This is a genomic window from Glycomyces salinus, from assembly GCF_016428645.1.
GTDB classification, from domain to species: domain Bacteria; phylum Actinomycetota; class Actinomycetes; order Mycobacteriales; family Micromonosporaceae; genus Glycomyces; species Glycomyces salinus.
In genome coordinates this window covers 75,559-88,625 of sequence record NZ_JAELXW010000017.1, presented here as the reverse complement: position 1 = coordinate 88,625, position 13,067 = coordinate 75,559, and the positions used below count along the sequence as shown (strand labels likewise).

Here is a 13,067-nt window from a genome sequence, read left to right as displayed (position 1 = left end):
AATGATCACCGCCGTGGACGTCGTGGACGTCCGCTTCCCCACTTCGCGCAGCCTCGACGGCTCCGACGCGATGAACCCCGACCCCGACTATTCGGCGGCCTACGTCGTCCTGCACGCCGACGACGGCCGCGAAGGCCACGGGTTCACCTTCACCATCGGCCGCGGCAACGACATCTGCTGCGCGGCGATCGAGACGCTCGCCGAGTACGTCATCGGCCGCGAGGTCGACGACCTCGGCGAGTTCCACCGGCGCCTGACGCACGACTCGCAGATCCGCTGGCTCGGCCCGGAGAAGGGCGTCATGCACCTGGCCGCGGCCGCGCTGGTCAACGCCGCCTGGGACCTGGCCGCCAAACGCGAGGGCGTGCCGGTGTGGAAGTTCCTCTCGCAGATGGCGCCCGAGCGGATCGTCGACTGCGTCGACTGGCGGTACCTGACCGACGCGCTCGGCCCCGATGAGGCCCTGGAGATCCTGCGCGGGGCCGAGACCGGCAAGGCCGAGCGGATCGCCGAGATCGAGCGCGACGGCTACCCGGCCTACACCACCTCCCCCGGCTGGCTCGGCTACTCCGACGAGAAGGTCGTGCGCCTGGCTCGCGAGGCCGTGGCCGAGGGCTTCGGGCAGATCAAGCTGAAGGTCGGCGCCGACGTCGACGACGACCGGCGGCGGCTGGCCGCCGCGCGGGCCGCGGTCGGCCCCGGGGTGCGGATCGCCGTGGACGCCAACCAGCGCTGGGACGTGGACGCGGCCGAGGAGTGGATGGGCGCGCTGGCCGAGTTCGACCCGTGGTGGATCGAGGAGCCGACCAGCCCCGACGATATCCTCGGGCACGCCGAGATCCGCCGCCGCCTGGCCCCGATCAAGGTGGCGACCGGCGAGCACGTCCACAACCGCGTCATGTTCAAGCAGTTCCTCCAGGCCGGGGCCGTCGACTTCGTGCAGATCGACGCCGCGCGCGTGGCCGGGGTCAACGAGAACCTGGCGATCCTGCTGCTGGCCAAGAAGTTCGACGTGCCGGTGTGCCCGCACGCGGGCGGGGTGGGCTTGTGCGAGCTGGTGTGCCATCTGTCGATGTTCGACTACACGTCGGTCTCGGGCACCATGGAGAACCGGGTGATCGAGTACGTCGACCACCTGCACGAGCACTTCGTCGAGCCGACGGTCATCAAGCGCGGCCGGTACACCGCTCCGGCGGCCCCGGGATTCTCGTCGGAGATCAAGCGCGAGAGCATCCAGCGATTCGCCTACCCAGACGGTCCAGAATGGAGAACTTGACATGAGTGACTTCGACGGCCTGACGGTCGTGATCTCCGGCGGCGCCTCCGGCATCGGCGCGGCCGCCGCCGACGCCTTCGCCGCCCGCGGCGCGAACGCCGCCGTGCTCGACCTCAACGAGAGCGGCAAGCACTGGTCGGTCCGGTGCGACGTCTCCGACGACCACCAGGTGCGCCAGGCGGTCGAGGCGACCGTCGAGCACTTCGGCGGCATCGACGTGCTGGTCAACAACGCCGGCATGGGCGCGGTCGGGACCGTCGAGGAGAACTCCGACAAGCAGTGGATGCGGGTGCTGGACGTCAACCTGATGGGCATGGTGCGCCTGGCGAGGGCCTGCATGCCGCACCTGCGCGAGTCCGACTCCCCGGCGATCGTGAACACCTCCTCGATCGCGGCGACGGCCGGGCTGGTCAAGCGGGCCCTGTACTCGGCCTCCAAGGGCGCGGTGCACTCCCTGACCCAGGCGATGGCCGCCGACCACGTGGCCGAGGGCATCCGCGTCAACTCGGTGGCCCCCGGCACGGCCGATACCCCATGGGTGGGCCGCCTGCTCGACCAGGCCGACGACCCGGCCGAGGAGCGCCGCAAGCTCGAGGCCAGGCAACCGACCGGCCGCCTGGTGAGCCCCGAGGAGGTCGCCGCGGCGATCGTCTACCTGGCCGACCCGGTCAACAAGTCCCTCACCGGAACGAGCGTGGCGATCGACGGCGGCATGTCCGGCCTGCGCCTCGTCCGCTGAACTGAAGATTATCCTTCTCGGGATAATCCCGCGCAGGATTACCCCGAGAAGGATAATCTTCTGTACACTCGAAGGATGGCGTTCCACAACCGCACCTCCGAGCTGGCCCTGCTACGAGCGCGTACTGCCACCTCCAGAGCGGATTTCTTGATCGTCTACGGCAGACGCCGGGTCGGGAAGACCGAACTTCTGACGCAGTTGGCGCGGGACTGCCGCTCGATCTACTTCGAGGCGACGCCGAGCTCCGCCCTCGACCAACTCCGCGGACTGAGCGAACAACTGGCCCGTGCCACCGGGAATCGCGACTATGCCCGCCGTCCGTTGACCGATTGGAGTCAGGCACTCGACGCGATAGCCGATTTCGCGCGCGACGAGCCCGCCCTGGTGGTACTCGACGAGTTCCAGTACCTGGCCCGCCAGCATCGGGGTATGGAGGGGCAGACGAATGTATGGTGGCGTGAAACGGGACGGCACCTGCCAATCACTCTGGTGATCGCCGGCAGCGAGATCTCGTTCTTCGAGGACGAGGTGCTCGCCGGGACCATGTACGGCAGACGGACCGGCCAGCTGAAGGTCCTTCCGTTTCTGGCGAAGGACTCATCGCTGTTCCATCCCAACTACCCGCCCGAGGACCGAATCCGTGCATTCGCGGTGTGCGGTGGCATCCCGTACTATCTGGAGCGGTTCGACGATTCGGAATCGCTCCGCGACCACCTGCTCCAAGAAGTCGTCAGCCCCACCGGGATCCTCTACACCGAGGCCGAGCTGCTGCTGCGCCAATCGATCGCGAATCCGGAGAACTACTTCGCCGTACTGGGGGCTATCGCGCACGGCTACAACCGCAACAGCACCATCGCCGACCGCACCGGGCTGGCCTCGGCTCAGGTCCTCAAGGCGCTGCGAACGCTCGCACGGCTGGGCCTGGTCGAACAGCTCCGCCCGATCACCGCCCCCTCGCGGAGCAAGAAGACGGCCTACCGCATCGCCGACCAGTTCCTCAGGTTCCACTACCGCTTCATCGAATCCGACCGTTCGCTCACTCGCACCGCCGAATTGGCTGAGGCGTACCTCGACAGGGCCGTCCTTCCACAGCTCGACCACTTCGTATCCGAAGCGTGGGAGGAGGTGTGCCAGGAGCACGTACTGCTGAACGCCGTGGACGTGGCCAGGGTCGGCCGCTGGTGGGGCAACGTCCCTACCGGGGAGGGCCGCCGGGTCGAGACGAGGGAGATCGACGTGGTCGGCGTCGACCATGAACAGCGCGCCACATCGGTCGGCATGTGCAAGTGGACCTCGAACGAAGTCGACTTCGACGAACTGAACCTCCTCGACCGGCTCATCCCGCACATCGAGCGACGGGTCGAGCAGCCGATGAGGTACCTGTTCTCCCGCAGCGGCTTCAGCGAACGACTGCGCCGCCACGCCGCCGACGACGACAAGCTGAAGCTGGTCGAACCCGCCGACGTGTACGAATAGCGGATCGACGCCACCAGAGAAGCGCTCGACTTGGAATTCAACAACTTCCACAACTACATGAGCAACCCTTCGATCATTCCCGGGCAGGGGTACTGAGCGTTCGGGACGGACGGGGGCCGCGCGCCGGGAAGGAATCCGCGCTGTGCTCCGCCCGGGTCTCATTCGGGGTCGGTGCCGCCGCAGAAGGCGCGGCGGGGAGTGCCGTCGTGCTTGTGGCGCACCTGCCACAGGGCCACGTCGAAGGGAGTGCCGTCGACCGGGAAGGGCTCGCCTTCGGGCTCCGATCGCCGGTCGCGGTCGGGCGGCTGGGTCGGGTCGCTCATGTCCGCCTCTGCTCTCCTCGGGCGATCCTGGTCGCCGTCTCCGTTATTGCGCCTCGGCGCTTGTGGCGTTGCCAGCGGCCGATCCATTCGGGTTCGGAGCCGGGGTGGAAGGTGCAGACCACCGTTGCGTTCCTTCCGTCGTAGCCGGTCACCTTGTAGAGGTCGGGTTCCGAGGTGACCCGGAAGACCGAGAAGACAACTGCGGCAGCCTCGTCGAAGAACTCCCCGATGTACTGGTCATCCATCGCAGACGCGGGCCCGTCCGGTGGCGGTGGCAGGGACGGCTTCGCCGCCGTTGTAGAAGACATGGAGGGCGGCCCCTTGGCACCAGCGCTGCCAGGGGCGTGCGGCCGCGCGCCAGCGCGGTCCCCAGGAGGCGTGGAGGTTTCCGGAGCTGAGGCCGGTGACGATCAGTACCGCGTCGGCGCGGTTGGATTCGTAGTGGACGAACAGGGCGCCGGGAGCGTCTGCGCTGGAGGCGAAGACGTGGAACGTCGATCCGGCGCCGTCCGAGAACGAACCGCGCCGGACGACGCCCTTCTTTGGCGAATCTGAGTCTGCCTTGGCGGTCATGTCGTGGTCTCCTTCCGTAGGCGGGGCGCGGCCGACAGGTCAGCAAGACGGCCGCGCCCTCTACTGAAAACCAACGTATGGGCAGGTCAGCGCACGACACAAGATCGGGTTCGGCCATCGCGGACATCAGGCGCAATTCGCACCCGGAAACGCCGATCGGCTTCGGCATGTGGAATCGGCAATCGGCAAGACCATCCGCGAATCACATTGATCTTGTGACGGGAAGTTGACAGACGGCTCATACTTCGCTGCTGGCATCATGTGGGCATGCCTTCTCCGAGCTTCCTGCACTCTCAAGTGGCGAAAACGCTGGTGAAGTACCGAGAGCTCAAGGGGCTCAACCAGACGGACGCCGCCGCATTCCTCGGCACCTCGGTTGAAATCCTGCGCTCCTACGAGCGCGGCGAACGCGGCTACATGGAGCCCGCGATGGTCGCGGAGTGGCTGCGAGACTATGGCGCGCCGCAATACGTGATCGACGAAGCCAAGGCCCAATGCCGGGAGATTCGGTTCGGAGACCCTTCGCGCTGGCAGAACCAGGGCCCGGAGTGGCTGAGTAGGCTCACGCAGCTCGAACCTCAGGCTTCGGCACTGGACATCTATGAGGGCGCCTATATCACGGGCCTGTTGCAGACCAGGGCCTATGCGAGCGCGATCATGGACACGAACCGAACCATGCCACCAGACCAGAAGGAGCGCGCGCTGGACTTCCGTGCATACCGCCGCCGGACGGTTCTGGAGAACCCCGACAGCAGTCTTAGGCTACGCGTCATCCAGGCAGAGCAATCGCTCATATGCATGGATGGGATGCCCCTCTTCGAGGATCAGTTGGCTCGGATGTCGGAGGACAGCGAGCGCGACAACGTTGAGATCTACGTGCTGCCGACCCAGCTGTTCCACCCATCGATGGGCGGGGTGTACATGATCATGTCGTTCGATGATCCCGCTACCCCCGATGTCGTGTACCACGAAGGCCCGCTAGGCGCTCAATACGAAGCTTCCAAAGATCAGGTCGCACGCTGCCGTGGCGTATTCTCTGACACGTTGGCACTGGCCGTGCCGCTGGACGAGTGGAAAGCAGAGCGATGCTAACGAACGAATGGCGGAAGTCCTCCCGCAGCAACAACCAAGGCGGGGCCTGCGTCGAGGCGCGTTTCCTCACTGCCGAGTGGAAGAAATCGTCTCGTAGCGATAACCAAGGCGGGGCCTGCGTCGAGGTCCGTGCCCACAATGGCGTTGTTCAGGTACGGGACACCAAGCTCGGAGACACCTCCCCGGTCCTCGACGCCTCTCCCGCCGCCTGGCGCGCGCTTCTGACTCATGAGGGTCACAGCGCCTGAGAACGACCCGCCCGAACCGATCACGGCCCCCGCTTCGCGGGGGCCGCATTCCTACTGCAACCTCAGCACGCGCCTCCTACGCGATCCTGCGCCGTTCACGCCTCACCACCGACATGCCATACCGCTCCGCCGGTTCCTCACCAGCTCCGGAAGAAGAGCAGAGACCGGAGGCGCTTCGTACGCCACGGAGTGGCGATGAAGGCCGCCACCCCGGCCGCGAAGATTCCGAAGGCCGTGAACGCCCCCGCCGAATTCCCTGGTGGAAGCGCGGTGAACTCCCACCATCGCGGACCACTGTCCGTGGCATATCCCCAGTAGATGGCGATGGCCAGGAACAGGCACGGGCCCGCCCAGGCGAGCCGCTGGCCGAGAATCCGGCCTGACAACAGGGCGATCCCGAGCCAGCCGAATTGCGCCCGGGCCACCAGCGGCACGATCTCACTCCCCGCCGCGATCCAGGCACCCGCCAAGAACAGCAGGCTCGAGCCGAGGAACACAGCAGCCAATACCAGGCCCCTGACGCGATGCCACGCCTGACCCGCAGCGTCCTCCAGCTCACCGAGCGGCTGGTTGAGCGTCGAAACCGCCAGCAGCGCCGAACTCATCCCCAGCATGCGCCACATCGGGATGTCACCGCCGCCCGAGGCGTCGGCCGCGGGCAGACTCGCGGTCATCTCCCCGATCAGCGCCGTTACCGCCGCGACCGAGATGGCGACGCCGATCAGCCACTTGCCCTTGCGAACCATGAAGTAGGCCGCGGCCATCCGCCGGAACTCGGTCCGGTCACCGCCGCTCAGCAATACTCGACCTTCGCTCGATCTAGGAGATCCTCGACCCAGGCGGTCTGCTCGGCCTCGGGCCATTCGGCCGCGATCTCGCGGCCCTCCGCCCACGCCTCCTGGATGTCGCGCGGTGCCGTGGTGGTGTAGTCGACGCTGCCGCCGCCCGCGAGCCGGTATTCAAGCCAAGCACCGAACTGCTCGATCGCGGGTCCGAGTTCCGGATCATCGTAGAGATCCCGATCGCAGCCCTCGAAGGTCACTCGCTGTATCCCGTCGGAGACACCCATGGCCAGCGCCCAGACACTGCCCTCGGAGATATCGAACTCGGAGTCGAACTCCTTGTCGACATCGCCTTCGGGCCCCATCTCCATCCAGTACAGCTCCTCACCGGACAGACGGTAGTCCACCATGCGCTCGGGGAGCTCGACGACACCGGGCAGCTCCGCGGCGTTCGCATCGACGGTCTCGACCAGCTCCAGGTACTTCTCATGCTCGGGCCACAGGCAGTACTCGATCTCCCCGGTGTAGCAGACCAGGTCCTCGTCGGCCGGGACGGCGCGGTCGTAAAGCACCGTGGTGGAGAACGACGCTCCGACGGCGATCAGCGACACCGCGATCGCGGCCGCGGGGACCGCGATCCTTCGCTTCAACCTCGGCAGCATGCAGACCGCCAGCGCCAGCAGCACGGCGGCGCCGAGGCGCAAGGCGACCAAGCCGCTGTCCACGGCGATCCACGGCGGACCGGACACCGTGACCACGCCGTCGGCGAACACCAGGAGCAGGTAACTCACGATCAGCCAACTGAGCAGCGCCGACACCGCGGCGACCATCGGCGGGAACGCCCTGCCGACCAGCCACCCCCATGCCGTGCCGAGCGCGATCGGCACAAGCCCGATGAGCGTGTACGACAGGAACATCGGGAAGCCGCTCGGGAAACCGTCGCTTGCGACGGTCGCGATCACCGCACCAGCCACAGTCAGCCCGTATGGCGCGGCCACCCAGATCAGGGCGGCGCCGAGCCGGGCGGCCTCGATCGTCGTGCCGGGTACCTTCGCGGCGGCGAACTGCTCGTCCATACCGTTCTTCGAAGGCGCGGCGGCCGCCCATCCGGCCACTCCGGCGGCGAACAGGCTGATGAAGTACCCGGCGGTCTGCGCGGCCGCGCCCGCCTCCGGCCATATGCCCATCCAGTAGTCCGTCCGAATGAACAGGACGGCGATGCCGATCAGGCTCAACGGCAGAGCCGCGTATCGAGCCGGGCTCGTCCGGAGCGTCAGCGTCAGCGCGCTCACTTCTCGCGATCCTGTTCCGGCAGAAGGCTCATGTAGGCCCGTTCGAGGGGAGTATGGCCGGGCGCAGAATCGTCGTCCTCGTCCTTGAGCTCGGCCACGGTGCCGTCGAACATGATCCGGCCGGAACCCATGATGAGCACCCGGTCGCCTATGGCGTCCACGTCGTCGATCAGGTGCGTGCTCAGAATGACGGCCGTGTCCTCCAGGGATTCGACGATCTCACGGAACCGGAAGCGCTGCTGGGGATCGAGTCCCACAGTCGGCTCGTCGAGGATCACCAGTCTCGGGCCTCCCGCGATCGCCCAGGCGACCGCCGCTCGCTGGCGCATGCCTCCGGAGAGCCGCCCGAGCCGGGAACGGATCCGGGCGGAGAGCCCCACACGGGAAATCGCCTCCTCGGCAGCCGAACGCCACTCGCCGCTCGGCAGCCCGCGCAGCCATGCGGCGTACTCGACGAAGTCCCGCAACCGCATCCCAGGTTCGAACCCGGTCCGCTGCGGGAGGTACCCGATCTGACGACGGGCCTTCCGGGCCGCCGCCTCAGAGTCGATAGCGGCGCCGTCGAAAGTCAGCTTCCCGGACCGTGGCGGCTGGACCGTGGCGAGGGTCCTCAGCAGCGTGCTCTTTCCAGCTCCGTTCGGCCCCAGCAGGGCGGTGACTCCGGTCCCGAGGCGTATGTCGAGCCCCTTGAACACGATATGGGTGCCGTACCCCTGAGTCAGCTGTGATCCTGTGATCAAGACAGTGCCTTCCGAGAGGGGCCGGACCGTCCGCACCATGCGAACGGCCCGGCCGATTCCTGCGAGTTTCTCGGCTCCGGCCGACCGACTAGTCCCTCCAGTTGGTGAACGCCTCGTCGTAGTTGATGCCGAAGATGCAGTCGTCGCCGTCGTACGAGGTGCTGTTGCCCGCCCTGCGGTACTTGTCGAGATCCCGTGTATTGTCCGCGCCGGTGCAGTCAACCTTCGTGTAGTAGTAACCGGCCTCGTCCGCGCCACCGCTGCCGCAGTTCTGGTTCCAGTCGGTGTTCCACATGATGCCGTAGCAGTTGTAGACCTCGTTGGTGTAGGAGGCCGCGTTCGCCGCGGAGGCGACGACGCCGACGCCGCCGACTGTGAGACCAAGCACGACTGCCGTGTGCATGATGGTTCGTTTGAGACTCTTCACTCGAGTTTCCTTCCTGGCACGCCGACCCGGCCCTGCTACGATCTCTTGGATCGAGGGCCGCGACGGCGATGCCTCGCATTTCTCGATTCGGACGCCTGGCGCAGTCGGTGCAACGATTCTCGCGCCAGGCGCTCTCGTCCGGCGTATGGACGCCGGCGATTCGATCATGGAGTCTGGGCCCTCGGAGAGGCAAGGGCCACAGGCAGAGTCGTCGGGATCCCGACACCATCTGGCGGGATACCGTCATCAGTTGCCCCGTATGTCATTTCGGGTCTCGTCGTTCGTAAGGTGCTCCGGGCGCAGCAGGCCCATCTCATACGCGACGGCGCCGAGGGACACATGGCTCGGCGCCCCGAGGGCTCTGGCGGCCCGGGCGGCGTGCCGTTCAACCGTTCTCGTCGACAAGTACATGTGCTGGGCGATCTCCTTGTACCCCATGCCCTGGGCCATCAGGATCAGGATCTCGCGCTGACGCTCGGTGACAAGGGGTTCAGGGTTGCCGTCGGCAGGAGTGTCGTCCACAGGTCGGTCCTTTGGGTTTGCCGGTTCCTCACAGATCGGTGGAAGAAAAGGGGAGGGAATCATACCTTTCGGACTGATGCTAGCACTTTCGACTACTCAGCGTGGGAGCGCGAATCCGAGCGAAATCCGCCCGAGTCTTCATTCGGTGTCCCCGCAGCGGGCGATCCCGGTCGCCGCCTCGGCGCTTGACCCACGAGGGTCACAGCGCCTGAGAACGACCCGCCCGAACCGATCACGGCCCCCGCGAAGCGGGGGCCGTTCTGTTATCCGGACGCCCGCGCATTCCCTTGCTTTCCCGGATTCTCCCTCGGCTTGACAGAAAATCTTGGTCTGATACATAACCTTATCTACCTATTATTCGTTAATGACACAAAAGACGCCCCACGGATGAAAGGTAGATACATATGAAGGTTTCGCGCATCGTCGCGTCCGCGCTGGCCGGCACCGCTGCCGCCGCGGCCATTGCCGCTCCCGCGCTCGCCGCCGAGCAGGACCAGACCGAGAACGCTCTGGGCTCGGTGGCCCAGGACGCCGGCCTGATCCTCAGCTCGACCGCTTCCGATGCGGGCCTCGAGTGGGGCACGGCCGAGGCCGGAAACGCCGCGGGCGACTTCGGCTCGACCTACGGCGACGCCATGTTCCACGACAAGCAGTCGAGCCTGGTCGCCTCCTACGGCGCCCCGCTGGTCCACGTCGACGCCCGCTGCGTCGACGCCATGGGCGGCATCGGCGGCTACGGCACCGGCATCCTCGGCAACTCCGCCAAGTGCAACCTGGACGATGTCCAGCAGATCGACGACTCCAACGGCCTGATCGGATAACCACTCCGACTTCAAGGTTCTGATTCGACGAGGGCCGGACCCGATCGGGTCCGGCCCTCGTAGTTTGCTCGGATCCCGTCCCAGCACAACAAGAACGACCCTCGCCGAGCGAGGGTCGTTCGTCTTTTCTAGACGGTTTCGTACGCATGGGCGTGTCGCGCTTGATTCTGGCGTGGATGTTGTGTCAGCGTTTAAGTACGCGCAGTGCGCGAATCTTCGCTTTCGAACCGAATAGTTCACGGCGGGCCGCCCTCTTGAGTTTGGCGACCTAGAGGCGACCCGCCACCCTAAACCAGGAAGGAAACCTCCCGTGGTTGGTGTCACTCTACGACAAAATCGGTCCGAACCTCTAGACCAAAACACCCGTCCCGTCGACTGGACTGCCGCCCGTCCTGTCTCCGGGACGCCCGCTTGGGCGCTCCCCGCCGAGTCTGGGAAACCCCGCCCGACCTCCCCGTTCGAACCCTGGCACCTGCCGCCCAAGGACCCGGACGCCTTCCGCGCCAAGCTTCGACGCATCCGTGCCGAGCGGCTCAGCCCGTACCCCGAGGTGCCGGGCACGACCACACCTACGAAGATCGGGACCTCGGCCCCGGCCCCGAATCCGACACCGGCTCGGGCCCCGGCCCCGGTACCCCGTCCGGCCCCGGTTCCGCATCCGCCTTCGGCTCCGGCCACACACTCGGCCCCTCCGCAGGACCCGATGAGTCTTCCCGATCGGAGCACCCGAACCGCCACGGTCCGGCGCAACGGCACCGTCCGCCGCCGCGTCACTCTCCTGCTCAGCCTGGCCTACCTGCTCCTGACCTCGTTCGCGTCCGGGCTCGCCTGGACCACCTACTTCGGGGCCGTCGGGCCCGGCGACGAACCCGAACCCGCACCGCCCGAACCCGACTCGCCTCCGATCCCGCCACCCCCATCACGCCCGTCACCTCCGCCATCTTCGCCACCACCGGCTCCACAATCGCCACCGGCACCGTCCACATCCGTCCGGCCGCAGCGGCACCCGCATGACCCGGGCTTTCATGTCCGTCCCGACGGGTCTGCCTACCTCATGATCCCGCTCCCTCCACGTGAGTCGAGAACACGAAGGCTGGCGCGGGTGTGACGAACGTCTAGCGGGCCATAGACTTGCGTCATGCAGTCCGCACCCCCCTCCACCGCGGTGGGCATCGACCTGGGGTCGTCCACGACTACAGTCATGGTCCGCCGCAGCGGCGACAGGTCCGCGGCCAACATCGTCGACCCCGTGCCCGACCAGCTCACCGCCGGAGGCACCTTCTCGGCGGCCCTGGTGGTGCCCGCGTCCTGGGACGATGACCAGCGCGCCGACCACATCGAGGCGGCCGCCCGCGCCGGGTTCGACCGAGTCTGGCTCGTGCCCGAACCCGAGGCGGCCGCCCGCTACTACACCGAGATCGGAGAGCGGGAGCTCGACCCCGACACCCCGCTGATCGTCTACAACCTCGGCGCCGAATCCTGCAACGTCGGGATCGTCAGCACCGACGGCGACGAGTACGAGATCCACGCCGCGGCCGACGCCGACGGCGTCGGCGGACGCCGCTTCGACGAGATCCTGCTCGAATACCTCGCCGACTGGCACCGGAGCACCTCACCGGCGTTCTGGCTCCGCATCGACGCCTTCGGGCCCAACAGCGAACGCGCAGCCCTGCTCGACCGGATCCGCGTCGCCCGCGAACGGCTGACCACCTCCCCGACCACCACCATCGACATCCCGGGCCGGGAGCTGACGATCACCCGCGCCGAACTCGATTCCGTCATCGCCGAAACGGTCGCCCAGACCGCCGACCTGGCCGAGCGGACCCTGGATACGGCCAACGTCGGGCCCTCCCACCGCGCCGAACTCCTGCTGATCGGCGGCGCCAGCCGCACACCGCTTGTCATTCAGACGCTCCGGGAGCGCCTCGGGATCGACCCGTTCGTCCCCGAGATGCCGGACCTGGCCGCCGCCGAAGGCGCCGCACTGGCCGCGGCCGACGGCCCGGTCCAGCTCCCGCTGGCCGCCGCGCCGGTCGCCGCGCGGAAGCGCCCGCGGAAGCGCTCGAGGCGCCCCGTCCTGGCACTGGTGCTGGTCCTGGCAGCCGCGCTCGTCGCCGCCGGGACGGTCACCGCCTACCAACTGCTCACCGATCCACCGGTGGACGCGGGCGGCGCGGGCGGCGCGGGCGGCGGTGAAGCCACGGCAGAGGACGACGACCGGCCCTCCCTGCAGCCCACGGACCCCGAGCCCTCGGATACGGGTGAGAACACCGGCGAGGAGGCGCCCGGCCCCACACCCGAACCGGACCCCGGACCTGGCGACGACACCGAGCCCACTCCGGACGGGTCCGAGGATTCCTCCGCGGCCCCGACCACCACCGACCCGGACGGCCAGGAGACGTCCACCGGGACCGTCCCCGACGTCGTCGGCCTGACGCTCTCCGAGGCCAGGGGCACTCTGATCGAGGCCGGGTTCGACGACATCCCTGACGACGGTTACAGGCGGACCGGCAATGAGTACAGCGACTGCGAGGTCACTCAGCAGTCCCCGCAGGGCGGTCGGGAACGCCCGCTCGACGAACCGATCTCGCTCACCTACGTCTACGTCGGCAAGGACGGGTGCTGAACCCACCGACCCGCGCTCCCGGCACCGCGACAGGCCACTTTGACGCTTCTGGGTTTCCTGATGCCGCAGCGACAAATGGGGTGGATGTGTGATCTGAGATGGTGACCGGTGTCGCACGGCATCATCCGGT

Annotated in this window: 15 protein-coding genes; 7 read left to right on the top strand and 8 right to left on the bottom strand. The window is 67.3% G+C overall.

Translation table 11 applies throughout. The features are described from left to right. Position 1 precedes the first annotated feature (1 nt). The 3 genes from JFB92_RS07050 (at position 2) to JFB92_RS07040 (ending at position 3,491) form a co-directional block, all read left to right on the top strand. On the top strand, positions 2 to 1,276 hold the full coding sequence (locus JFB92_RS07050; protein ID WP_199036398.1) for an enolase C-terminal domain-like protein: 1,275 nt from the start codon (positions 2 to 4) through the stop codon (positions 1,274 to 1,276). Between the two features lies 1 nt (position 1,277). Further along, positions 1,278 to 2,015, top strand: a complete 738-nt coding sequence (locus JFB92_RS07045) for an SDR family NAD(P)-dependent oxidoreductase (protein WP_199036396.1) — start codon at positions 1,278 to 1,280, stop codon at positions 2,013 to 2,015. Between the two features lie 75 nt (positions 2,016 to 2,090). Beyond that, entirely contained in the window at positions 2,091 to 3,491 is a 1,401-nt protein-coding gene (locus JFB92_RS07040) for an ATP-binding protein (RefSeq protein ID WP_199036395.1), read from the top strand. A gap of 158 nt (positions 3,492 to 3,649) precedes the next feature. On the opposite strand, the gene JFB92_RS07035 is transcribed toward JFB92_RS07040, so the two are convergent. The 3 genes from JFB92_RS07035 to JFB92_RS07025 are packed head-to-tail and all read right to left on the bottom strand — an operon-like array spanning position 3,650 to position 4,387. After that, on the bottom strand, positions 3,650 to 3,814 hold the full coding sequence (locus tag JFB92_RS07035; protein WP_199036393.1) for a hypothetical protein: 165 nt from the start codon (positions 3,812 to 3,814) through the stop codon (positions 3,650 to 3,652). Then, complete coding sequence (locus JFB92_RS07030) at positions 3,811 to 4,059, bottom strand: hypothetical protein (RefSeq protein WP_199036391.1); 249 nt, start codon at positions 4,057 to 4,059, stop codon at positions 3,811 to 3,813. The genes JFB92_RS07035 and JFB92_RS07030 overlap by 4 nt, the downstream gene beginning before the upstream one ends. After that, positions 4,052 to 4,387, bottom strand: coding sequence for a hypothetical protein (locus JFB92_RS07025; RefSeq protein WP_199036390.1), 336 nt, complete (start codon positions 4,385 to 4,387; stop codon positions 4,052 to 4,054). Before JFB92_RS07025 ends, JFB92_RS07030 begins: the two co-directional genes overlap by 8 nt. Before the next feature lie 267 nt (positions 4,388 to 4,654). Here JFB92_RS07025 and JFB92_RS07020 point away from each other — a divergent pair, with 267 nt between their 5' ends. After that, positions 4,655 to 5,479: a Scr1 family TA system antitoxin-like transcriptional regulator gene (locus JFB92_RS07020; RefSeq protein WP_199036388.1), complete on the top strand. Its 825-nt coding sequence runs from the start codon at positions 4,655 to 4,657 to the stop codon at positions 5,477 to 5,479. Further along, entirely contained in the window at positions 5,473 to 5,727 is a 255-nt protein-coding gene (locus tag JFB92_RS07015) for a DUF397 domain-containing protein (protein WP_199036386.1), read from the top strand. The genes JFB92_RS07020 and JFB92_RS07015 overlap by 7 nt, the downstream gene beginning before the upstream one ends. Before the next feature lie 137 nt (positions 5,728 to 5,864). On the opposite strand, the gene JFB92_RS07010 is transcribed toward JFB92_RS07015, so the two are convergent. The 5 genes from JFB92_RS07010 to JFB92_RS26070 form a co-directional block, all read right to left on the bottom strand. Continuing rightward, positions 5,865 to 6,527: a hypothetical protein gene (locus tag JFB92_RS07010; protein WP_199036384.1), complete on the bottom strand. Its 663-nt coding sequence runs from the start codon at positions 6,525 to 6,527 to the stop codon at positions 5,865 to 5,867. Further along, positions 6,521 to 7,801 (bottom strand): hypothetical protein, encoded by a 1,281-nt coding sequence (locus tag JFB92_RS07005; protein ID WP_199036382.1) that lies wholly within the window; start codon positions 7,799 to 7,801, stop codon positions 6,521 to 6,523. The genes JFB92_RS07010 and JFB92_RS07005 overlap by 7 nt, the downstream gene beginning before the upstream one ends. After that, the gene (locus JFB92_RS07000) at positions 7,798 to 8,541 is read right to left on the bottom strand and encodes an ABC transporter ATP-binding protein (RefSeq protein ID WP_199036380.1); all 744 of its coding nucleotides are present in this window, start codon (positions 8,539 to 8,541) and stop codon (positions 7,798 to 7,800) included. Before JFB92_RS07000 ends, JFB92_RS07005 begins: the two co-directional genes overlap by 4 nt. Before the next feature lie 88 nt (positions 8,542 to 8,629). After that, positions 8,630 to 8,929, bottom strand: a complete 300-nt coding sequence (locus tag JFB92_RS06995; protein WP_199036372.1) for a hypothetical protein — start codon at positions 8,927 to 8,929, stop codon at positions 8,630 to 8,632. A 285-nt stretch (positions 8,930 to 9,214) separates the two neighbouring features. Continuing rightward, positions 9,215 to 9,490, bottom strand: a complete 276-nt coding sequence (locus tag JFB92_RS26070; protein WP_199036371.1) for a response regulator transcription factor — start codon at positions 9,488 to 9,490, stop codon at positions 9,215 to 9,217. 404 nt (positions 9,491 to 9,894) lie between these two features. On the opposite strand from JFB92_RS26070, the gene JFB92_RS06985 reads away from it, so the two are divergent. Together JFB92_RS06985 and JFB92_RS06980 are read left to right on the top strand one after the other, a co-directional pair. Then, positions 9,895 to 10,311, top strand: coding sequence for a hypothetical protein (locus JFB92_RS06985; protein ID WP_199036369.1), 417 nt, complete (start codon positions 9,895 to 9,897; stop codon positions 10,309 to 10,311). Between the two features lie 1,138 nt (positions 10,312 to 11,449). Beyond that, entirely contained in the window at positions 11,450 to 12,937 is a 1,488-nt protein-coding gene (locus JFB92_RS06980) for an Hsp70 family protein (protein WP_199036367.1), read from the top strand. Positions 12,938 to 13,067: the final 130 nt, after the last annotated feature.